Source organism: Aeromonas veronii (genome assembly GCF_040215105.1).
In the GTDB taxonomy this organism is placed as follows: domain Bacteria; phylum Pseudomonadota; class Gammaproteobacteria; order Enterobacterales; family Aeromonadaceae; genus Aeromonas; species Aeromonas veronii_G.
In genome coordinates this window covers 3,584,488-3,606,305 of sequence record NZ_CP157875.1, presented here as the reverse complement: position 1 = coordinate 3,606,305, position 21,818 = coordinate 3,584,488, and the positions used below count along the sequence as shown (strand labels likewise).

Here is a 21,818-nt window from a genome sequence, read left to right as displayed (position 1 = left end):
CGCGCCAACGCGGTGCCTCAGGTTGAAAGAGGACATGTTATGAGTCTGGAGAAAATGGGGCAGGCCGCCCGCGAAGCCGCCTACCAGCTGGCTACCATCAGCACGGCGCAGAAGAACCGGGCACTGGCCGCCATCGCCGACGAACTGGAAGCGCGCAGCCCCCAGATCCTGGCCGCCAACGAGAAAGACATCGCGGCGGGCCGGGATGCGGGTCTCTCCGAGGCTATGCTGGATCGGCTGCTGCTCAACCCGGCACGCCTCGCTGGCATAGTCGCGGATGTGCGCAAGGTGATCACGCTGGATGATCCGGTCGGTGCCGAAATAGACAACCGGGTGCTGGAGAACGGCCTGCGCCTCTCTCGTCGCCGGGTGCCGATCGGTGTCATCGGTGTCATCTACGAGGCACGCCCCAATGTCACCATCGACATCGCCAGCCTCTGCCTCAAGACCGGCAACGCCAGCATACTGCGCGGCGGTCGGGAAACGTTCCACTCCAACCTGGAGCTGGTGCGGGTGATCCAGTCCGCGCTGACGGCCTCCGGCCTGCCCGGTGACGCGGTGCAATACATCGACAATCCGGATCGTGCCCTAGTGGGTGAGCTGCTGCGCCTCGATCGCTACGTGGACATGATCATCCCCCGCGGCGGCGCCGGCCTGCACAAGATGTGCAAGGAGAACAGCTCCATCCCCGTCATCATCGGTGGCTTCGGCATCAGCCATATCTTCGTGGACGAGAGCGCGGATCTGACCCGGGCCCTCGCGGTCATCGACAACGCCAAGGTGCAGCGCCCCTCCGCCTGCAACGCCCTCGATACCCTGCTGGTCCATGAGAAGGTGGCGGTTGAGTTGTTGCCACGACTAGCCGGGCTGATGAACGAGCGCAAGGTGACCTTGGTGGCGACCCCGGAATCCTTGCCGCTGCTGGTGGAGGCCGACAACCTGAGCGCCGCGGCCGCAGAGGATTTCGATACCGAGTGGCTGGGGCTGACCCTGGGCGTCAAGCTGGTGGCGGATGTGAACGAGGCGCTTGCCCACATGCGCGAGCACAATGCCGGCCACTCCGACGCCATCCTGACCAACAATCTGGCGAACGCCGAGCGTTTCGTCAACGGTGCAGGGTCGGCGGCGGTCTATGTCAATGCCTCCACCCGTTTCACCGATGGTGGCCAGTTCGGCCTCGGTGCCGAGGTGGCGGTCTCGACCCAGATGTTGCACGCCCGTGGCCCCATGGGGCTGACCGAACTCACTAGCTACAAATGGGTCGGGGTGGCGGATTACCTGAGCCGCGCCTGAGTCGGTTCTTGTTGCCCTCATCGGAAATGCCGACGTCTGTCGGCATTTTTATGCTTTTTTATTGCGCCCCATCAGGGGCTTGCATATAACTATCCAGCAAGCCGTGGCGAGATTTTGCTCACTAGGCTACCAGCAAAAACGGGAGCAATTTCAAGGATGAAACAGACAAGCTGGATGACACGGCTGGGCTGGCTCTGGATGAGCCTGCCGTTGCTGCTGGGGGCACTCTGCTTCAGTGGTGCCAGTCAGGCGAGCTGGGATCAGGATCTCTATCGTCAACTGGGTCTGGCGGGCAAGCTCGACAAACAGGTGTTTCGCAAGGCACTCAGCGGCTATCAAAGCGTGCGTCACAAGCGAAAGCCCATTCTCACCATCATCGATTACAGCAAACCCTCGAATCAGCGCCGGCTGTTCGTCATCGACGTCAAGCGCCACAAGCTGCTCTACCACACCTGGGTCAGTCATGGCCGCAACTCCGGCGAGCTGGCGGCACGCCAGTTCTCCAATCAGCTCAACTCAAGGCAGAGTTCCCTCGGGGTCTATCGCACGGCGGAGACCTACCAGGGCAAGCACGGTTACTCCCTGCGTCTCGATGGCTTGAGCCCCGGCAAGAACAGCAATGCCCGCAAGCGCGCCATCGTGGTGCACGGGGCGGATTACGCGAGTCCGCGGCACCTGCAAAAATATGACAAGCTGGGTCGCAGCTGGGGTTGCCCCGCCCTGCCGAGGGAGCAGTCCAGAGCCATCATCGACATCATCAAGGGGGGGAGCGTCATCTACGCTCACGGCTGAGCAGAAAACACAAGGCCAGCACTGGGCTGGCCTTGTCATCAGCAGGGCGTGCGGGTTAACGCACCACCAGCACCGGGCAGGGGGCGTGGCGTACCACGGATTCGGCGACACTGCCGACCAGCAGGTGGCTGATGCCGGAGCGCCCGTGGCTGCCCATGATCACCATATTCACCTTGTCCTCCTTCGCCTGCTGCACTATCTCGTCGGCGGCACGGCCGAAGCGCACTTCGAAGGTGGCGGGGATGGGCAGGGTGGCAACCAGCTCCTTGAGTTGGCTCTTGGCCTGGCGCTCCATCTCGTGGGTGATCTCGATGGCGGTCATGTGCAGGATCTTGTAGCTGTCGAAACCGTGCAGTTGGTCCACCACGTGGATCAGCTTGAGCTCGGCCTGATGGGTCTGGGCCATGAAGACCGCATAGTCGAGCACGGCCTTGGACATCTCGGAGAAGTCGACGGGGCAGAGTAGCGATTTGATGGATGGCATGATGTGGCTCCTCTTCTGGTTGGGTCACTAATGAATCTTGTGATCCATACTACCTCTTTAGGTGGTAATAACTCACGACTCGCTCGCAAAACCGGGAAAAGATGGGAGCCGATGCGAGAACTTCCTATGCTGTGTTAAGGCGTGAACAGACGGCCAACAGCGTCATCTCCAAGGAAATACAGGTACATGCTCCGTGCTATCTTGTTGTGCAGCCTACTGCTTATCTGGCCCGTCCGGGCCGACACCATACATGTCTATTGCGATGACTGGCCCGGTTTCTGTCAGGCAGATGGTCACGGCGTCTATCTGGACATAGTGCGCGCCATCTATAAACCCGCCGGCTACGGTATTCATCCGCACATCGTGCCCTACAAGCGGGCGCTGGCGGTGGTGGCGCAGAAGGGGGGGGACATGGCGATGGGGGTCTACCAGGAGGAGGTGGACGGAGTGCATCAACCCCGCTTCCCGGCTTCGGCAGATGACGTGACCGTGCTGATGAAAACGAAATGGTTGCCTGGCTGGGAAGGGGAGCAGAGTCTTCGGGATCAGGATGTGCTCTGGCTGCGAGGCTGGGCGTTTGACAAGTTCATCTCCGAGCCCATGCGCTGGTATGAGATAGACAGCCATGCCATGGCGCTGCAACTGCTGGCCAAGGGGCGCTATCGCTACTACCTGACCGCCGGGGTGCTCTATCCAAAGGCTGACATTCCCCCCGACATGACCCGGGTGTTTCTGCGCTGGGTGCCGACTTACCCCATCTTTGCCGACAACGAGAAAGGGCGGCAACTGGCACAACTATGGGATCCCGGCATGCAATCCTTGATCAAAACCGGCGCACTTATGGATATCTACAGGCGCAACCAGCTCTATGAATACTACCGGGATTTTTTGAAGGCGCAGACGCAGAGCCTGAACAAATGACGGCCTGTGCCTAGTTGCCCGGCCGCCGTTTTCATCACCGATGACCTGTCTGTCATTAGGTAATCCTTCAGATTTTTTCTCTATCTGTTAGGCGTGTGCAGATAATCTATTTGGTAATGGATTGAATTCTGGTTTCTTATGCTGTTACATCAAGGCTGTTTCAGGCTTCCCGTTTCGCTCTCAGCTCCTTGGCCAGCCGATCATAGAGGATGACGTTGACCGAGGCGGCCAGGTTCATGCAGCCATGGGTCGGCACATAGATGACCTCCTTCACCGCCGCGAAGCGCTCGGGCTCCAGCGTGCCATCCTCCGGGCCGAAGATGTAGAAGGCCCGCTCGGGATGCACATAATCCGGTAGCGAGGTCGCCCCCTCGATGAGATCCACCAGCACCGGGGTACAGCCAGCGGGAACGAACTCCAGCAGATTGTCGACCCCGAGCAGAGGGATCTTCTCCACCATCTGTTTGGTGTCGGTGGCAAAACGGCGTGCCAGCTCGAAACGACTGCCGGTGTAGTAGACCTCCTGTGCCCCGTAGCAACCCGCCGCCCGCATCACGGCCCCCACGTTCTCCGGTGACTTGGGATTGACCAGACCAATGGCGCAGCGGATGGCTGCCGCGGGCTCCTGCGAAAGAGGCGCCGCCTGCGCCTTGTTGTCCTGATCGACGTTGTTCATCTGATACCCCTCTGTGATTGCAGGGGCGCATTATACCCCTGCTCCGGCATTTGCCCATCGGTGGCCATGCTCGTGCTCCGGGGCCCCATTCGGGGGCAGTTGCACCTTGCCGGATCAGGAGTGGGCGCCACCATCCCCCGGCAGCGGGCGGGCCGCGTCATGGATCCTGGCGCGAGCCTTGCAATGGACTGGCAAGATGAATGAGACCATGCCGGACAAAGGCGTCCGTCCCCCTGGGGGGGGGCGGGCGCCTTTTTCATTTGGCACGGTGAGGCGGCAGCCGGGCAGCCCGGTGACAAGGAGCAAGGGAATGAAAACCACCTGTGCCTACTGTGGAGTGGGATGCGGCATCCGGTTGAACCGGGAGGGAGAAGGATGGCAATTGACGGGGGACGAGCAGCACCCCGCCAATGGCGGTGCCCTGTGCGTCAAGGGGGCCAGCCTCTTGGAGAGTCTGGACTTTCCTGATCGCCTGCTCTACCCGCGCTGGCAGGGCAAGCGGGTCAGTTGGGACGAGGCGCTCGATACCCTCGCCGAGCGTCTGACCCGGATCCTCGCGGAGTCCGGGCCAGACGCCATCGGCATCTATCTGTCGGGTCAGCTCACCACGGAGGATTACTACGTCGCCAACAAGCTGATGAAGGGGTTTATCGGCAGCGCCCATGTGGACACCAACTCCCGGCTCTGCATGTCATCCGCGGTGGTGGCCCACCAGCGGGCCTTCGGCGAGGATCTGGTGCCCGCCTGTTATGAGGATCTGGAGTTGGCGGATCTGGTGATCCTCACCGGGGCCAATACCGCCTGGACCCACCCCGTGCTGTTTCGCCGTCTGCAACAGGCCAGGGTGCGGCGACCAGAACTCAAGCTGGTGGTGCTGGATCCGCGCCGCACCATGACGGCGGAGCAGGGAGATCTGCACCTGGCGCTCAAACCCGGCAGCGATGTGGCGCTCTGGAACGGGCTCTGTCGTTACCTGCTCGACCACGATGGCTGGGACAAGGAGTACGTGGCGAGTCACGTCAGCGGCTTTGCAGAATTGGCGGCCGAACTGGACTCCCCCGAGTGGCAGCTGGAGGCGGTCGCCAGGAGTTGCGACCTATCCCAGAGCGATCTGCTCGGCTTCTATCGCCTGTTCGCACGCACCCCGCGCACCGTCACCCTGTTTTGCCAGGGGATCAATCAGTCCAATCAGGGGGTGGACAAGGCCAATGCCATCATCAATGCACACCTGCTGTGCGGGCGCATCGGCAAGCCGGGGGCGGCGCCCTTCTCCATGACGGGTCAACCCAATGCCATGGGCGGGCGCGAGGTGGGGGGATTGGCGACCCAGCTGGCGGCCCACATGGGATTCACAGAGGTCGAGTGCGATCGGGTGCAACGCTTCTGGCAGAGTCCGACCATAGTGCGGGGGCCCGGTTACAAGGCGGTCGAGTTGTTCGAAGCTGTACATCGGGGGGAGATCCGCGCGCTCTGGGTGCTCGGCACCAACCCGGCCGTCTCCCTGCCCGACGGCAACCGGGTACGGGAGGCCCTGGCCAGCTGCGAGCTGCTGGTGGTCTCCGAGGTGACGGCCAACACCGACACGGCGCGACTGGCCCATCTGCTGCTCCCTGCCGCCGCCTGGGGGGAGAAGGGCGGCACCGTCACCAATTCCGAACGTACCATCAGCCGCCAGCGTGCCTTCCTGCCCATGCCGGGCGAGGTGAGGCAGGACTGGTGGGCGCTGACCCAGCTCGCCCGCCGCCTCGGCTTCGGTGCGGCGTTTGCCTACGACCATGAGCACGCGATCTTCTGCGAGCATGCGGCGCTCTCCGGCTTCGAGAACGAGGGGGAGCGTCAGTTCGACATCTCCGGGCTGGCGCAGTTGTCACGGGCCGAATTTGAGGCGCTGACCCCCCTTCGCTGGCCCATCAACGACCGCTGGCCGCAGGGGCGCGCCCGCCTGTTCGAGGATGGCCGCTTCGCCACGGCAGATGGGCGGGCCAGGTTGTTACCACTGCACCAGCAGTTCCCCTCATCCGTGGCCCTGACGGCCTTGCCGCAAGGGGGGGCACTCTCTTTGCTGCTCAACTCGGGGCGGCTGCGGGATCAGTGGCACACCATGACCCGTACCGGCCACGTGCCCCGCCTGCAGGAGGCCGAGCCCTGGCCCAGGGTGAGGATGGGGGCGGCCAGCCTGCTGGCGTTGGGACTCAAGGAGGGGGATCTGGTGCGGCTGCACAATACATCGGGAGAGGCGCGACTGCGCGTCGGACTGGATGAGGGGCTGCGGGAGGGGGAAGCCTTCCTGCCCATGCACTGGACCGACAGCCAGTGCAGCCAGGGGGCGGTCAACCGCCTCCTCCCCGCCGTGGTCGATCCGCTCTCTGGCCAGCCCATGTTCAAACAGGGGCGGGTATGGGCGGAACCCCAGCCGACCCGTTGGCAGGGGCTCTGGATAGGTTCTCAGCCATGGCGTGAACCGATGGACTGGTGGGCGAGTCGCCCCCTGCCAGAGGGGCATTGCACCCTGCTGGCCTCCTGGTCTGAGCCCCAGGAGGCACTCTGGCAACGGCTGGCCCAGGCTGGCCACTGGCTGAGGTTGCCCCTGGCCCAGGGCTGGTGCGCGGTGTCGCTCCAGCAGGGGCGCATCGTTGGCTTGCTGATGGTGGGGGAGAAGTACCCGGATCTGAAAACCGAACTGCTGGCCAGTCTGCTGGGGGTCCCCCTGCAAGGGGGGGCGCTGAGTCAGACCCTGAGCGCGGCTCTGCTGGGGGAGAGCCGGCTGGTCTGCTCCTGCCTGCGGGTGTCGGAGCAACGCATCGTCGATGCGATCACCCGGCAGGGGGTGAGCGAGCTGGCGGGGCTGCAAGCCCTGCTTGGCTGTGGCAGCAACTGCGGCACCTGCCTGCCCGAAATCGACAAGCTGCTGATCAAACACGTTTACATCGCCTCCGCCTGAGGGCGGCTATCAACACGAGGAGAGTGAGATGAGCCATATCAGCCTGGTGGGGGCCGGCCCCGGCCCTGTGGAGCTGCTGACCTTGCGCGCCTTGCGGCGCATCGAGGCCGCCGAGGTGGTGGTCTACGACCGCCTGGTGGGCGAAGAGATCCTGGCCTGCATTCCCAAGGGGGCCGCCCGTTTCGACGTGGGCAAGCGCTGTGGTGAGCCGAGCCCGAGCCAGAGTCAGATCAATGCCCTGCTGTTGGCGCTGGCCCGTACCGGCAAGCGGGTGGTGCGACTCAAGGGGGGGGATCCCCTGGTGTTTGGTCGTGGCGGAGAAGAAGCGCTGCACCTGGCCCGTCACGGCATCCAAGCCGAACTGGTGCCCGGCATCACGGCCGCCCTGGGCTGCGCCGCCAGTGCCGCCATTCCCTTGACCCACAGGGGGGTGGCCCGTTCGCTGACCCTGATCACCGGCCACCTGATGGAGGAGGAAGACTATCAGGGCTGGCAGGCGCTGGCACGCAGCGGCCATACCCTGGTGTTCTACATGGGACTGGAGCGGGCGGACAGGATCCGCCGGGGATTATTGGCGGCCGGTGCTCCCCTTGATCTGCCGGTGGCCCTGGTGGTGGCCGGGTGCAGCCCCTGGCAGCAAGTGGTGGAGACCCGGCTGGATGCCCTGGCGCTGGCGGCTGAGTCTCTGCTCGGCCAGAGCCCGGTGCTCATCATGATGGGGGAGGTGGTACGCCTGCGGTCCGAGCTGGACAACCTGCTGGGGCAGGCCATGGAACGGGTCGCCTGAGTGGCCGGCAGGCTCTCTACCTCCACTACCTCTGGAGGAATAAAAAAGGGGTAGATTCAAACAGTTGGCTCTCATGTTGCGTCTTTTCGGCGAAACGGGATGCAATCGCCATTGGCAAGGAGCGCCATGACCACAATGTCCACGGGGAGCCGCACCGGCCCCCCTTCCTGCCTGCTGATCCACGCCGATGATCCGGGCCAGGCCAATCGCCTGGCCCTGCTGGTCAGCCACTATGGCCATCAGCCCAGGATCCTCGACACTCGCCAGTTGCTGAGCCCGGATGTGGAGGGGGATGCTCTGCTCATCAGCTGTCGTCGTTTCGAGGCGGAAGTGAGGCTCGGCCTCTCCCTTCGGGTCGGGCTGCCCCGGCTGCTGTTTTGCGAGCGGATCGGGAGCGAGCAGCAGATGTCGCTGCTGCAGCAAGGGGTGCTGCTGGTACCCCACGGCTGCGGCGAACGCGAGCCGGTGGAACAGTGGCTGCGCCTCGCCCGCAGCCAGCTGGCCGTGGTGCAGGCGCTGGCCCGGACCGAGAGTGAACTGCGCCAGAAGCTGGTGGAGCGGCGCCTCATCGAGCAGGCCAAGGGGCGGCTGATGCGTCATCAGGGGCTGGACGAGGAGCAGGCTTATCGACTGATGCGCAGCACCGCCATGAGCCGCCATCTGAGCCTGGGGGAGCTGGCCCGGCAACTGCTGCTGGCGTTGCCCGGTTGAATGGGGGCAGCAAACGCCACTTTGGTGCAAGCGTGCCTCAACAAGGCGCAAATAGGGGAGGAGAGGCACCATCATAACGAGAAACCCCGTGCCCGCTGGGCATCGAGCAGATTGGCATGAAAAATGAATCACTGAGACTGTGAACAAACAAGCGGGGGATGGGTCAGTTCCCCTCCTCCGCAGCAGGGCAAAGAAGCCTCACCGATCCCGGATCGGTGGGGCTTTTTTTTGGTCGCCGTGCGGCAACGAGGCCCCATTGCGATCGCCCGGAACAGTGAACCGAGCGAGGGAATCGAATGAACAAGAGACAAGGATGCGCGGGCCTGTTGTTGGCGATGCTGTCGCTGCCGGTGCTGGCGAAGGTAGGGGCACCCGAGCAGGAGGAGATCCGGCTCGGCTTCATCAAGCTGACCGACATGGCGCCGCTCGCGGTGGCCTATGAGCGTGGCTACTTCGAAGACGAGGGGCTCTACGTCACCCTGGAGGCTCAGGCGAACTGGAAGATCCTGCTGGACAGGGTGATCGATGGCGAGCTGGATGGCGCCCAGATGCTGGCGGGCCAGCCCCTGGCGGCGCATATCGGCATTGGCACCAAGGCCGAGCTGGTGACGGCCTTTGCCATGGATCTCAACGGCAATGCCATCACGGTCGCCAATCCGGTGTGGGCCGCCATGGCCACCCAGCTGCCCAAAGCGGTGGCGGGCCAGGTGCCGGCGCCGGTCAGTGCCGCCACCCTCAAGCCCGTGGTGGAGCAATACCGACAGGCGGGCAAGCCGTTCAACATGGGGATGGTGTTTCCCGTCTCCCCCCACAACTACGAACTCAGGTACTGGCTGGCAGCCGGTGGGCTGAACCCCGGCTTCTATGCCCCCCTGCAGGGGGACAACTCGGGCCAGCGTCAGGCCGATGTGCTGCTGTCGGTCACCCCGCCGCCCCAGATGCCCGCGACCCTGGAGGCGGGCACCATCGCCGGTTACAGCGTGGGAGAGCCCTGGAACCAGCAGGCGGTGGCCAAGGGGATAGGAGTGCCCGTCATCACCGATCTCGAGATCTGGCGCAACAATCCGGAGAAGGTGTTTGGGGTCACCCGTCAGTGGGCGGAACGTCATCCCAACAGCCATATCCGCTTGGTGAAGGCGTTGCTGCGGGCGGCCTGGTGGCTGGATGCCGAACAGAATGCCAACCGGCGCGAGGCGGCCAAACTGCTGGCGAAACCGGAATACGTGGGGGCGGATGAGGGGGTGATCGCCAACTCCATGACCGGCACCTTCGAATATGGCAAGGGGGATGTGCGCCAGTTGCCGGATTTCAACGTCTTCTTTCGTCATCACGCCACCTATCCCTACTACTCGGACGCCATCTGGTATCTGACCCAGATGCGGCGCTGGGGCCAGATCCCCGAGGCGCAGCCTGATACCTGGTTCGAGCAGGTGGCGAAGGCCGTCTATCGCCCGGAGATCTACCGTCAGGCGGCCGAAGAACTGATCGCCGAGGGCAAGTTCAAGGCGCAGGATTTCCCCGATTTTGCCAGCGAGCAGGGTTATCGGGGCCCTCAGGATGGCTTCATCGATGGCCTCATCTACGACGGCCGTCACCCGAATGCCTATCTGCAACAGTTCGCCATCGGCCTCAAGGGCGATGAGCGGGTGCAATGAGCAAGGAGCCCATGATGCAAGGATACAGATGGCAACAGATATTGACTCCCCTGGTGCAGCCCCTGCTCGGTGTGCTGCTGTTTCTCGGCCTCTGGCAGTGGGGGGCAAGCCAGGTACAGACCAGTCTGGGAGCCCTGCCGGGGCCGCTTGCGACCGCCAGCCAATTCTGGGCTCTGGGGCAGGATCACCTGGCGGAACGGGAGAAGGCGGATGCCTTCCTCGAGCGCCAGAAGGTGCGCAATGCCGAGCGGCTGGCCGAGGATCCGGCGGTGAAGGTGACGCTGCGTCCCTATACCGGGCGTCCCACCTTCTTCGACCAGATCGCCACCAGCCTGCTCACCGTGCTGTGCGGTTTCGGGCTCGCGACCCTGATCGCCATCCCGTGCGGGGTGCTGCTCGGCATGAATCAGGGGCTCTATCGCGCCGCCAACCCGGTCATTCAGCTGCTCAAGCCGGTATCGCCTCTGGCCTGGCTGCCCCTCATCACCCTGGTGGTGAGCGCGCTCTACGCCAGCCCGACGCCCTGGCTTGCGAAGTCATTTCTCACCTCGGCGCTGACGGTCACCCTCTGCTCCCTCTGGCCGACCCTGATCAACACCGCCGTCGGGGTGGCGGGGCTGGACAGGGATCTGCACAACGTCAGCCGGGTGTTGCAACTGTCGTTTGTGACCCATGTGCGCCGCATCGTGCTGCCCGGCGCCCTGCCCATGATCTTCACCGGCCTGCGGCTCTCTCTCGGAGTGGCCTGGATGGTGCTGATCGCGGCGGAGATGCTGGCCCAGAACCCGGGGCTCGGCAAGTTCGTCTGGGACGAGTTCCAGAGCGGCGGCGCCTCCTCCTTGGCCCGCATCATGGTGGCGGTGATCACCATAGGGCTCATTGGCTGCGCCCTGGACAGGGGCATGCTGGCCCTGCAGCAGTGGCTCTCCTGGGACAAGCGCCAGGTATTGCGCTAAGCGAGCCCGTCACCCCTGCGGCATCGCAACGCGATGCCGGTAGAGGGTGAGGTGGCGTTGGAACGGGACACACATTCAGGCAGGAGAAGTGCCAATGAAGAGTTATCTGCAAATTAGCGATGTGGGTATGTGGTTTGACACCGACAAGGGGCGCTTCGATGCCCTCAGCCGGGTCAACCTGCGTATCGAGCGGGGAGAGTTCGTCTCCCTCATCGGTCACTCGGGCTGCGGCAAGAGCACTGTGCTCAACCTGGTGGCCGGGCTCCTGGAGCCGACCACGGGAGGCATCATTCTGGACGGGCGCGAAGTAGTGGGACCGGGGCCGGAGCGGGCCATGGTATTCCAGAACCACGCCCTGCTGCCCTGGCTCAGCGTGCAGCAGAACGTGGCGCTGGCCGCCAGTCAGGTGGAGCCGGACAAACGGGCCGTGGCGGACAGGGTCGACTACTACCTCTCCCTGGTGCAGATGGATCACGCCAGCCACAAGATGCCCCATGAGTTGTCCGGGGGGATGAAGCAGCGGGTCGGCATCGCCCGCGCCCTGTCGCTCTCCCCCAAGGTATTGCTGATGGACGAGCCGTTCGGTGCCCTCGATGCCCTGACCCGGGCCCATCTGCAGGATGCGCTCATGGTCATCCAGGCGGAGCTTGGCAACACCGTCATCATGATCACCCATGACGTGGACGAGGCCGTGTTGCTGTCGGATCGCATCGTCATGATGACCAATGGCCCGGCCGCCACCGTCGGGGAGATCCTGACGGTGGATCTGCCAAGGCCCAGGGACAGGGTCGCCCTGGCGGATGACGCGCATTACCACAGACTGCGCCAGCAGGTACTGCGTTTCCTCTACGAGAAACAGCGCAAGGTGACGCCCCTCAAGGCTGTTGATCAGCCAGCGCGCGGCAAGCAGCGTGCCTGAGCCCCTATCGGATTCAAGGAAGAGAGAGATGGATAACAAACAGAGCATGTCGGTGGGCAATGATCCGGATCTGAGAGGCGGCGACGTTTCCGGGTTCCCCGAGAGGGTTGAAAAACAGCAGTTGTTGGTGATTGGCAATGGCATGGATGATGAGATGGATCATCACTTCGTAACATCGCCCGAGAAGGTTGAAAAACAGCGGCTGCTGGTGGTTGGCAATGGCATGGTTGGCCATCATTTCGTCGAACAATTGGTGGCGGCCGGTGGACTGAAGCAGTTTGACGTGATTGTGCTCGGCGCCGAGCCGGATCCCGCCTATGACAGGGTGCACCTGTCGGAGGTATTCGGTGGCAAGGCGCCCGAGGCGCTGCGCATGGCCGATCCCGTCTGGTATGAAGAGCAGGGCATCGCGCTGCGGCTGGGGGCCGAGGTGGAGGTGCTGGACAGGGATGCCCGTATCCTCACCCTCGCCAGCGGCGAGCGATTGGGCTACGACCGTCTGGTGCTGGCGACTGGCTCCGTCCCCTTCGTGCCGCCCATCCCCGGCCATGGGCGGGAGGGGTGTTTTGTCTACCGCACCCTGGGCGATCTTGCCGCCATCCGGGATGCCTGCGCCGGGGCCAGGAGCGGCGTGGTCATCGGGGGCGGCCTGCTCGGGCTGGAGGCGGCCAATGCCTTGCGCCTGCTCGGCCTCGATACCCGGGTGGTTGAGTTCGCCCCGCGCCTGATGCCGGTACAGCTCGACGAGAGCGGCGGCGCCGTGCTGCGGGACAAGATCCGGGCCCTCGGGGTCGAGGTGCTGGTGGAGAAGGCCACCGAATGCATCGAAGATGGGGAGCAGGCTCGCCACCGCCTCTGCTTCAAGGATGGATCTCATCTGGAGACGGACGTGCTGCTCTTCTCCGCCGGCATTCGTCCTGCCGACGGCCTGGCTCGCCAGGCCGGGCTGAACATTGGCGAGCGTGGCGGCATCTGCATCGATGACGGCTGCCACAGCTCGGATCCCGCCATCCTGGCCATCGGCGAATGCGCGCTCTGGCAGGGACGCATCTTTGGGCTGGTGGCCCCGGGCTACCAGATGGCGCGCGCCGCCGTGGCCAGCCTGTGTGGTGGCGAGACCCGCTTCGCGGGGGCCGACATGTCCACCAAGCTCAAGTTGATGGGGGTGGACGTAGGCTCCATCGGCGATGCCCACGCCAGCACCCCCGGAGCTCAGGAGCTGCTGCTGCTGGACAGGGTCAACGGCATCTACAAGAAGCTGGTGACCGATGGGGAAGGGGAGAAACTGCTCGGTGCCATCCTGGTGGGGGAGGGGGCGGACTATGAGCGGCTGCTGCAGTACTACCAGAATGGCATGGCGCTGCCACAGCCACCGCTCTCCCTGCTGGTGGGGGAGAGTGGCGGCGCGCCGGCCCCCATGGTGCTGCCGGACAGCGCCATCCTCTGCTCCTGCCACAACGTCAGCAAGGGGGCCGTGGTGGCGGCGGTCAAGGCAGGCAATCACGAGTTGAGCGCGGTGAAGAGCTGCACCAAGGCGGGCACGGGCTGCGGCGGTTGCAGCAACCTGCTCAAGCAGGTGGTGGAGCAGACTCTGGCCGAGATAGGGGTCGAGGCGGACAAGGGATTGTGCGAACACTTCGCCCACAGCCGCCAGGAGCTCTACCACCTGGCCCGGGTCGGCGAGCTGAAGAGCTTCGAGGCGCTGCGGGACAAGCACGGCCAGGGGCTGGGGTGCGACATCTGCCGGCCGACAGTGGCCTCCATCCTGGCGTCGCTCTGGAACGAGCATGTGCTGGAGAAGCCCCACCGCGCCTTGCAAGATACCAACGATGCTTTCCTCGCCAACCTGCAAAAGGATGGCACCTACTCGGTGGTGCCGCGTATCCCGGGGGGAGAGATCACCCCCCAGGGGCTCATCACCATCGGCGAGGTGGCACGCAAGTACGGCCTCTATACCAAGATCACCGGTGGCCAGCGCATCGATCTGTTCGGTGCCCGGGTCGATCAGCTGCCCGCCATCTGGGGCGAGCTGGTGGCGGCGGGGTTCGAGACCGGCCAGGCCTACGGCAAGTCGGTGCGTACCGTGAAGTCCTGCGTGGGCTCGACCTGGTGCCGCTACGGGGTACAGGACTCCATGACCCTGACCCAGACCCTGGAGAATCGTTACAAGGGGCTGCGGGCTCCCCACAAGCTGAAGTTCGCCGTCTCCGGTTGCACCCGGGAGTGTGCCGAGGCCCAGAGCAAGGACATCGGCGTCATCGCCACCGAACGGGGCTGGAACCTCTATGTGTGCGGCAATGGCGGCATGCGGCCCCGCCACGCCGATCTCTTCGCCATAGATCTCGACGAGCCGACCCTGATCCGCTACATCGACCGGCTGCTGATGTTCTACGTGCGCACCGGCGATCGTCTGCAACGCACCTCGGTCTGGATGGAGGGAATGGAAGGGGGGCTCGACTACCTGAAGTCGGTCATCATCGAGGACAAACTCGGCATCGGGGCCGAATTGGAGGCGATGATGACGGAGATCGTCGGCAGCTGGCAGTGCGAGTGGAAGAGCACCCTGGCGGATCCGGACAAGCTGAAGCTGTTCGAGGCCTTCGTCAACCGGCCCGAGGACGAGACCCCTCCTCGCAGGCAGGAGCGGGGGCAGTGGGTGCCGGACATCGCCATCAAGGAGGTGATATGAGCCAAGAGCCCGGATTCGAATCCGTCATCCACAGGGAGGAGAGGCGATGAATGCATTCAAGGAAAACATGCTGTCTTGCGAGCACGGTGAATGGTTGCGGGTATGCGCCCTCTCGGCCCTGCCGATGCAGGCGGGGCGCAGCGCCTGGTTGAAGGGGCGGGCGTTGGCCCTGTTCCGGCTCGGGGAGCGAGTCTATGCGCTGGATGCCGTGGATCCCCGGGCCGGGGTGGCGGTGCTGGGCCGCGGGTTGGTGGGAGATTGCGGCGGTGAGCCCGTGGTTGCCTCCCCTCTCTACAAACAGCGCTACGCCCTGGTCGATGGTCGCTGTCTGGATGATCCCGCCCTGAGCGTGACGACCTGGCCCGTGATGCTGGCCGATGAGGCGGTATGGGTACTGCTCGATTAACCAGAACCAAATGAAAATCTTTTTTCGATCGCCGGGCCCATGCCCGGCGATTTTCTGTGGCGCAGGCGACATTTTTTGCACAAAACCCTGGCAGGAAAACCTTTGCGGAGAATAATAGACAAACGTTTGCAATTGGATGTTTGTCTATGACGGAGCGTGAACAAGAGATCCTCGCCCTGCTGCGCCAGGATCCCATGATTGCCCAGCAGGATCTGGCGGACAGGCTCGGCATCAGCCGCTCGGCGCTGGCGAGTCATATCTCCAGCCTGATGCGCCAGGGCTATGTGCAGGGGCGCGGCTATGTGCTGCGCGAGGGACCCTACGCCGTGGTGATCGGCGGAGCCAACATGGATATCTGCGGCAGCAGCCACGACAACTTGCGCATCGGGGATTCCAACCCGGGTCGGGTGAGTACCTCCGCCGGCGGGGTGGGACGCAACATCGCCGAGAACCTGGCGCGGCTTGGCACCGATACCCGCCTGCTGACCGCGGTGGGCAACGATCAGTACGGCCACCACCTGCTGGAGGTGAGCCAGCGCGCCGGTGTCGACGTGCGCCAGGTGCTGGTGCTGGAGGGTCAGTCGACCTCCTGCTACCTCAGCCTGCACGATGGCAGCGGCGAGATGAGCTGCGCCGTCAACGACATGGGGATCATCGACGAGCTGACACCCGCAAGACTGGCCCCCCTCGGCGGCTTCCTGGGAGCAGCCCGGCTCTGGGTGCTCGACACCAACCTTGCGACTCACACCCTGGACTGGCTGTTCGAGCGTCAGGGGGAGCACATCATCTTCGTCGACACCGTCTCCGTGGCCAAGGTGGAGAAGATCCGCCCCTGGCTGCATCGCATCCACACCCTCAAACCCAACCGCAGCGAGGCCGAACAGCTGTGCGGTTTCACCATCGCCGGGCCCGACACCTGGCCCATGGCGGCGGCCTGGTTCCACCGCGCCGGGGTGCAGCGACTGTTCCTGAGTCTGGGTGATCAGGGGATCTTCTATAGCGACGGGGAGAGTCAGGGCCATCTGCCCGTGCTCGGCAGCCCCGTCGTCAACGTGACCGGCGGTGGCGATGCCTTCATGGCAGGGCTGGCCCACGCCTGGTTGCAGGAGCAGACCATGGCTGAAACGACTCGCTTCGCCCTCGGTTGCGCCGCCCTCACCGTCAATTGTCCCGATACCGTCTTTTCCGGCCTCTCCAAGGCCGCCGTTGAACGCTTGCTGGAGGAGTACCCATGTTGAACGCTTACCTCGATATCCAACCTGAAGTCGCCGCCGCCCTGGCCGCTGGCAAACCCGTAGTGGCCCTGGAGTCCACCATCATCTCCCATGGCATGCCCTATCCGCAGAACGTGGAGACGGCGCGCCAGGTGGAGCAGGTGGTGCGCGACAACGGCGCCGTGCCGGCCACCATCGCCATCCTGGATGGCCGCCTCAAGGTGGGTCTGGATGAGGGGGCGCTGGAGGCGCTGGGCAAGGCAGGCCATGCCGTGACCAAGTGCAGCCGCCGCGACATTCCTTTCGTGCTGGCGAGCAAGGGGATGGGGGCGACCACGGTGGCGTCCACCATGATCATCGCCGCCATGGCCGGCATTCGTGTCTTCGCCACCGGTGGCATCGGCGGCGTCCACCGCGGCGCCCAGGAGACCTTCGACATCTCCGCTGACTTGCAGGAATTTGCCCAGACCCCGGTGGCCGTGGTGTGCGCCGGTGCCAAGTCCATCCTCGACATCGGTCTGACCCTGGAGTATCTGGAGACCCAGGGGGTGCCGGTCATCGGCTATCAAACCGAGGAGTTGCCCGCCTTCTACACCCGCGAGAGCGGCTTCAAGGTAGATTACCGTCTCGATACCCCGGCGGCCATTGCCGAGGCCCTGCGCCTCAAGTGGGAGCTGGGGCTGGCTGGTGGCGCAGTGGTGACCAATCCCATCCCGGCCCAGTTTGCCATGCCCAAGGCCGACATCGATGCCGCCATCGCACAAGCCCTGCGTGAGGCGGATGAACAGGGGGTCAAGGGCAAGGAGTCCACTCCCTTCCTGCTGGCCAGGGTGTGTGAGCTGACCGGCGGCAACTCCCTGGCTTCCAACATCCAGCTGGTGCTGAACAACGCCGCTCTGGGGGCGCGCATCGCCGCCAGCCTGTGATAGGTGCCAACGTCAGATAACGAGAGGGGGCCACAGGCCCCTTTTTCATGAATAAAGGGGGGAGGCGCCCGGCAGGGGGGAAATAGATCGCCAATATCACCGACCGTTATTTAACGGTGTATGTTAAATGCATGAAATAATGACGAGAGATGATCTGCATATTTAATAATCGCTTTATTCAATGACCTCAATCTAATCAATTGGCTGTTATTTCGGCAGCGGCTGTTGATAATCGATGCATCAGAATTCAGTCAAATTTTCTTCGAAAGACCCCGCCCTTATTCCGTCCAAAAAACACAAAGTCATTGTTTTTAATGTGGTTTTAGTGTTTTTCCCTTGATCTTGAACAAATAACACTCAGTCCTACTCCTGCAGGCTGGGAATGCGATGACTCGCAAACTCAAGGGAGAGAGAATAATGAATAAATATAATTTGCTGCTGGTGTTGGCACTGCCCGTGACGGGGTGGGCGAGCGAACCGGTGCAACCGGTGGAAGCGGTCAAGGTGGGTGATCCGGCCAAGGTCGAATTGGGCAAGATGTTGTTCTTCGAGCCGAGGCTCTCCAGATCCAACGCCATCTCGTGCAACTCCTGCCACAACCTGGCGACGGGAGGAGTGGACAATCAGGTCAGCTCCCTCGGTCACAAGTGGAAGGAGGGGCCGATCAACTCGCCGACCGTGCTCAACTCCAGCCTCAATTTCGTGCAGTTCTGGGACGGCCGCGCCAAGGATTTGAAGGAGCAGGCGGCGGGCCCCATCGCCAACCCGCTGGAGATGGCCTTCACCCACAAGCTGGCGGTGGAGACCCTCCATACCCTGCCCGAGTATCGCGACCGTTTCGACGCCGTCTACGGCAAGGCGCAGTTCGGTATCGATGAGGTGACCGACGCCATCGCCGCCTTCGAGGAGACCCTGGTCACCCCCAATGCCCCCTTCGATCGCTGGCTCAAGGGAGATGGCAAGGCGTTGACGGCGCAGCAGCTGACGGGCTACCAGTTGTTCAAGCACAAGGGCTGTACCGCCTGTCACAACGGCGTTGCCATCGGCGGCAACTCCTATCAGAAGATGGGGCTGGTCAAACACTACCAGACCAGCAACCCGGCCCAGGGGCGCGGCGCGGTGACCGGTGAGAAGCAGTTCATCGGCTGGTTCAAGGTGCCCACCCTGCGCAACATAGAACTGACCTACCCCTACTTCCACGACGGCGCAGTCTGGGATCTGAAGGAAGCGGTGCAGATCATGGCGGATATCCAGCTCGGCCAGCGGCTGAGCGAGCAGGAGGCCGAGGACATGACGGCCTTCCTCAAGAGCCTGACCGGTGAGCAGCCCCAGATAGTGCTGCCCATGTTGCCGCCGTCCCAACCCGATACCCCGAGGCCGCAAGTCAAGAGCTGACCATTCGGCGCACAGGGAAGCGGAGCAAGTCTCCGCTTCTTATCCTGCCTATCTGCTTGATTGCAGAGATAAAGTACCCTATCCACCACAATGACGGGCCGATGACAATCCCCCAGCTGTCCGCCGCTTTTTGGTCAAATTGCCGCCCCCTTCACATTTACGAGATGCTCGTAAAATAGCCGATTGCCTGACTCATCAGACCTGGTGTCAAATCACTCCGCCTAACACAAGGAGTGGCATAATAATGGATAATATCAACAAGTTAGTTCTGGCTATCGGATTTTCTCTCAGCGCTTTCCCGACCCTGGCGGCGGGGTTCCAATGCAAGGATCACGTGACCCTGGGGGTCCCGGGTCAATCCAGTCAGCTGCTCTGCCGGGAAGGTTATGCGGCGGGCTACAACTACGACACCAAGGTGTCTGACTGGGTCTCTTACCGGATGACGGCGGCGAGCGCCCAGGGACAGGTGCCGCGCAAGGATGCCTTCGCCGAGGACAAGGAGGTGCCGGTGCAGTTCCGTGCCACCCTGGCGGACTACAAGGGCTCCGGTTACGACAGGGGACATCAGGCACCGGCAGCCGACATGCGCACCAGTGCGACCACCATGAAGCAGAGTTTCCTGCTGACCAACATGACGCCCCAGTTGCCGGCGCTCAACCAGGGTGCCTGGCGCATCCTGGAGGAGAAGACCCGCCAGTGGGCCATCGCCTATGAGAATGTCCAGGTGATCACCGGCCCCATCTTCACCAACTCGGACGCCTCCATCGGCAACGGTGTGACCGTGCCCCATGCCTACTATCGGGTGGTGATGGACGTGGCCAATCAGGAGGCTATCGCCTTCATTCTGCCGCAGCAGAATATCCCGTCCAGCAAGCTGGCAGACTACATAGTGACTGTGGATGCGGTGGAAGAGCAGACGGGACTCGATTTTTTCGCCAGTCTGCCGGATGAACAGGAAGAGGCCATGGAATCCCAGCTGATGGCGATGTGGTGAACAGGGGAAGGAAACCACAGATAGCACAACAGGGGCCGAGGCCCCTGTTGTCATTTACTGATCTCGTCACCCACTTTATTGACGGTATCCCGGGTGCCATGGCCAATCTCCCGGGTCACATCCCGGGTGGTATGGCCAATCTCGCGGGTCACGTCCCGGGTGGTGTGTCCCACCGTCCGGCCCGCTTCCTTGATGTGGGTGCAAGCCGAGCTACCCAGCACCAGAGCCAGTGTCAGCAGAACCTTGCCGTTACGCATCATGGGCCGCTCCTTTTGCATGCCATCCATGTGGATGGGCCATTATGGCCGTTCGGGCAAAGGTTGGGCAACCAGCAGGGTATGGCCAGGACCCGGGATCTCGTGCTCGGCCTCCACGTGGAAACCGGCCTCACGCAGGCACTGATACATCTGCTTGGAGTGATAGAAGCGGCTGTTGCCATTGGCGATGGCGGTGAAGTAGAGGGAGGTGGCGTTGAGACTGAAGCTCGCCGCCTCGAAGCTCTGCCGGTCCCAGAACAGCTCCAGGATGCAGACTCTGGCCCCCGCTTTCATGTGCCGACGAATGCGCTTGAGGATGGCGACGATCTGCTCGTGACTGAAACAGTCGAGGAACTGGCTCATCCACCAGATGTCCGCCTCCCCCGGCAGATGGCCGTCGGCTTCCAGCATGTTGACCCCGTGACCACGCACCCGCTCGGTCAGTTTGGCTGCGTCAATTCTGGGCTGTGCCAGGGCGATTTGCTCGGGCAGATCCAGGATGGTGACTTGCAGCGCGGGATCCCGGGTCGCACAGGAGATGGCCCACTTGCCGGTGTTGCCACCCACATCATATAGGCTGCGAGGCTCATAACTCAGCACATGATCCTGCGCCTGCTGGAAAGCCCAGTCGGAATAGAAGTGATCGAAGGCAAACCAGCTGGCGCGGGCGGGTTCCGGCAGCTTATCCAGGTGAGGGTAGATGGTCTCCCAGTCTGGGTTGAAGACCTTGAGCCCCTCCGGCTTGCCCTCGCTAATGGCATCGAGCAGGTGAGCCAGCGGCTGGTAACAGACGTGCTGGGTAAAATCCATGTTGACCCGGGTCATGGGGTCGTTTTGCAGATAGGCGCCAACCTTGCCGAGTACATAGCGTTCCCCGGCCAGATGGCAGACGCCGCCACCGAGTCCCATGTCCAGCAGCACCGACACCGCGTACTCGCTGAGCTCGCAATGTTGGGCTATCTCGGCCGTGGTGGCGCCGCTCTTGCCCCGGCTCTCCAGGTAGGCGAGCACGCCGGTCTCACGCAGACACCAGCTTGCCTGGAACAACATGGGGGCGAAGGCGATGCGCTGGGCCTGACTGATGGCCTCCAGGGCGTTATATGGCTCGCTCTGATAGTGTTTCAATGACGGCTCCGTCTCTGATCAATGGGTGCTGGTATTGGTACGAGCCAGTTCGATCTGGATGGCCTGATTCAACCCGAGGATCCAGCGATTATAGCTGCGATGAATGGCGCCTTTGCCGTCGTCATCCAGATTCACACTGCTGACATAATTGATGGAATAATCATGGGTGCTATATGGAATATTGATCACGGCCTGGTGCTGGCGCACATTCAGTTGACCACGAATAAGCCCTGGCTGCTCTTTCTTCATGACCCAGCCCTTGCTGATACCGCCGTTGACGATGGCATTGGCAACTTGCTCCTCGCTGAGATTGAAGGTTACCTGATTGGCAGGAAGATTCTGTATTGGCTTGCTGGTGGAGCAGGCGGCAAGCAGGAGTGCACCGAGAACCAGGCCCGATTTCGTGATCAAATTCATTATTATTTCCCCGATATATTTTTATGAAACAGCGCAATGAGACACCATTGCTTGGTTATTTTCAATAGAATATGAGTTGTCCTCACCAGAGCGATGTTTGGCTGTCTATTATTTCTGATAAATAATGATATGATGTCGCAATAAATAATAACCCCGATGGGTTGGTTATTAATTGATCGCGTTTTGCTCATTCCTGTATTGAGAAAAACAATTATTATTCTTGTCACCCCTCGCATCGCAAAGGATTGAACGCCGCCATC

Annotated in this window: 20 protein-coding genes; 15 read left to right on the top strand and 5 right to left on the bottom strand. The window is 62.7% G+C overall.

Features of this window, described 5'->3' with window-relative positions; translation table 11 throughout:
• The first annotated feature begins 39 nt into the window (after positions 1 to 39).
• On the top strand, positions 40 to 1,293 hold the full coding sequence (locus ABNP46_RS16595; RefSeq protein WP_349919313.1) for a glutamate-5-semialdehyde dehydrogenase: 1,254 nt from the start codon (positions 40 to 42) through the stop codon (positions 1,291 to 1,293).
• Between the two features lie 156 nt (positions 1,294 to 1,449).
• Complete coding sequence (locus ABNP46_RS16590; RefSeq protein WP_349919312.1) at positions 1,450 to 2,085, top strand: murein L,D-transpeptidase catalytic domain family protein; 636 nt, start codon at positions 1,450 to 1,452, stop codon at positions 2,083 to 2,085.
• A gap of 55 nt (positions 2,086 to 2,140) precedes the next feature.
• On the opposite strand, the gene ABNP46_RS16585 is transcribed toward ABNP46_RS16590, so the two are convergent.
• Entirely contained in the window at positions 2,141 to 2,569 is a 429-nt protein-coding gene (locus ABNP46_RS16585) for a universal stress protein (protein WP_349919311.1), read from the bottom strand.
• A 186-nt stretch (positions 2,570 to 2,755) separates the two neighbouring features.
• Between ABNP46_RS16585 and ABNP46_RS16580 the strand changes: the two genes are divergently transcribed.
• Positions 2,756 to 3,490, top strand: coding sequence for a hypothetical protein (locus tag ABNP46_RS16580; RefSeq protein ID WP_349919310.1), 735 nt, complete (start codon positions 2,756 to 2,758; stop codon positions 3,488 to 3,490).
• Positions 3,491 to 3,650: 160 nt separating this feature from the next.
• Here ABNP46_RS16580 and ABNP46_RS16575 read toward each other — a convergent pair whose 3' ends face one another.
• Positions 3,651 to 4,166 carry an RNA methyltransferase gene (locus ABNP46_RS16575; RefSeq protein ID WP_349919308.1) on the bottom strand — a complete coding sequence of 172 codons (516 nt, stop codon included), beginning with the start codon at positions 4,164 to 4,166 and terminating at the stop codon, positions 3,651 to 3,653.
• A 310-nt stretch (positions 4,167 to 4,476) separates the two neighbouring features.
• On the opposite strand from ABNP46_RS16575, the gene ABNP46_RS16570 reads away from it, so the two are divergent.
• The 12 genes from ABNP46_RS16570 to ABNP46_RS16515 all read left to right on the top strand — a co-directional run bounded on the left by ABNP46_RS16570 (position 4,477) and on the right by ABNP46_RS16515 (position 19,759).
• Positions 4,477 to 7,107, top strand: a complete 2,631-nt coding sequence (locus ABNP46_RS16570; RefSeq protein ID WP_349919307.1) for a nitrate reductase — start codon at positions 4,477 to 4,479, stop codon at positions 7,105 to 7,107.
• A 28-nt stretch (positions 7,108 to 7,135) separates the two neighbouring features.
• Positions 7,136 to 7,894, top strand: a complete 759-nt coding sequence (gene cobA, locus ABNP46_RS16565; protein WP_349919306.1) for a uroporphyrinogen-III C-methyltransferase — start codon at positions 7,136 to 7,138, stop codon at positions 7,892 to 7,894.
• 126 nt (positions 7,895 to 8,020) lie between these two features.
• Positions 8,021 to 8,605 (top strand): ANTAR domain-containing response regulator, encoded by a 585-nt coding sequence (locus tag ABNP46_RS16560; RefSeq protein ID WP_349919304.1) that lies wholly within the window; start codon positions 8,021 to 8,023, stop codon positions 8,603 to 8,605.
• A gap of 296 nt (positions 8,606 to 8,901) precedes the next feature.
• Positions 8,902 to 10,260 carry a CmpA/NrtA family ABC transporter substrate-binding protein gene (locus ABNP46_RS16555; RefSeq protein WP_349919303.1) on the top strand — a complete coding sequence of 453 codons (1,359 nt, stop codon included), beginning with the start codon at positions 8,902 to 8,904 and terminating at the stop codon, positions 10,258 to 10,260.
• Positions 10,261 to 10,274: 14 nt separating this feature from the next.
• Positions 10,275 to 11,216, top strand: a complete 942-nt coding sequence (locus ABNP46_RS16550; protein WP_349919302.1) for an ABC transporter permease — start codon at positions 10,275 to 10,277, stop codon at positions 11,214 to 11,216.
• A 94-nt stretch (positions 11,217 to 11,310) separates the two neighbouring features.
• Positions 11,311 to 12,135: an ABC transporter ATP-binding protein gene (locus ABNP46_RS16545; RefSeq protein WP_349919301.1), complete on the top strand. Its 825-nt coding sequence runs from the start codon at positions 11,311 to 11,313 to the stop codon at positions 12,133 to 12,135.
• Between the two features lie 154 nt (positions 12,136 to 12,289).
• Positions 12,290 to 14,824: a nitrite reductase large subunit NirB gene (nirB, locus tag ABNP46_RS16540; RefSeq protein ID WP_434476200.1), complete on the top strand. Its 2,535-nt coding sequence runs from the start codon at positions 12,290 to 12,292 to the stop codon at positions 14,822 to 14,824.
• 46 nt (positions 14,825 to 14,870) lie between these two features.
• Positions 14,871 to 15,230, top strand: a complete 360-nt coding sequence (gene nirD / locus ABNP46_RS16535; RefSeq protein ID WP_349919298.1) for a nitrite reductase small subunit NirD — start codon at positions 14,871 to 14,873, stop codon at positions 15,228 to 15,230.
• Positions 15,231 to 15,376: 146 nt separating this feature from the next.
• Positions 15,377 to 16,468, top strand: coding sequence for a PfkB family carbohydrate kinase (locus ABNP46_RS16530; RefSeq protein WP_349919297.1), 1,092 nt, complete (start codon positions 15,377 to 15,379; stop codon positions 16,466 to 16,468).
• Positions 16,462 to 17,370 carry a pseudouridine-5'-phosphate glycosidase gene (locus tag ABNP46_RS16525; RefSeq protein ID WP_349919295.1) on the top strand — a complete coding sequence of 303 codons (909 nt, stop codon included), beginning with the start codon at positions 16,462 to 16,464 and terminating at the stop codon, positions 17,368 to 17,370. The genes ABNP46_RS16530 and ABNP46_RS16525 overlap by 7 nt, the downstream gene beginning before the upstream one ends.
• A 417-nt stretch (positions 17,371 to 17,787) precedes the next feature.
• Positions 17,788 to 18,765 carry a cytochrome-c peroxidase gene (locus tag ABNP46_RS16520; RefSeq protein WP_349919294.1) on the top strand — a complete coding sequence of 326 codons (978 nt, stop codon included), beginning with the start codon at positions 17,788 to 17,790 and terminating at the stop codon, positions 18,763 to 18,765.
• A 244-nt stretch (positions 18,766 to 19,009) separates the two neighbouring features.
• Positions 19,010 to 19,759, top strand: a complete 750-nt coding sequence (locus ABNP46_RS16515; protein ID WP_349919292.1) for a DNA/RNA non-specific endonuclease — start codon at positions 19,010 to 19,012, stop codon at positions 19,757 to 19,759.
• A 50-nt stretch (positions 19,760 to 19,809) separates the two neighbouring features.
• On the opposite strand, the gene ABNP46_RS16510 is transcribed toward ABNP46_RS16515, so the two are convergent.
• From ABNP46_RS16510 to ABNP46_RS16500, 3 genes are read right to left on the bottom strand one after another with little or no spacing between them, the layout of a single operon-like run.
• A complete protein-coding gene (locus tag ABNP46_RS16510; protein ID WP_349919291.1) occupies positions 19,810 to 20,019 on the bottom strand; it encodes a hypothetical protein in 210 nt (69 codons plus the stop codon).
• 39 nt (positions 20,020 to 20,058) lie between these two features.
• Positions 20,059 to 21,141, bottom strand: a complete 1,083-nt coding sequence (locus tag ABNP46_RS16505) for a methyltransferase (protein ID WP_349919289.1) — start codon at positions 21,139 to 21,141, stop codon at positions 20,059 to 20,061.
• Between the two features lie 18 nt (positions 21,142 to 21,159).
• On the bottom strand, positions 21,160 to 21,558 hold the full coding sequence (locus ABNP46_RS16500; RefSeq protein WP_349919288.1) for a hypothetical protein: 399 nt from the start codon (positions 21,556 to 21,558) through the stop codon (positions 21,160 to 21,162).
• Positions 21,559 to 21,818: the final 260 nt, after the last annotated feature.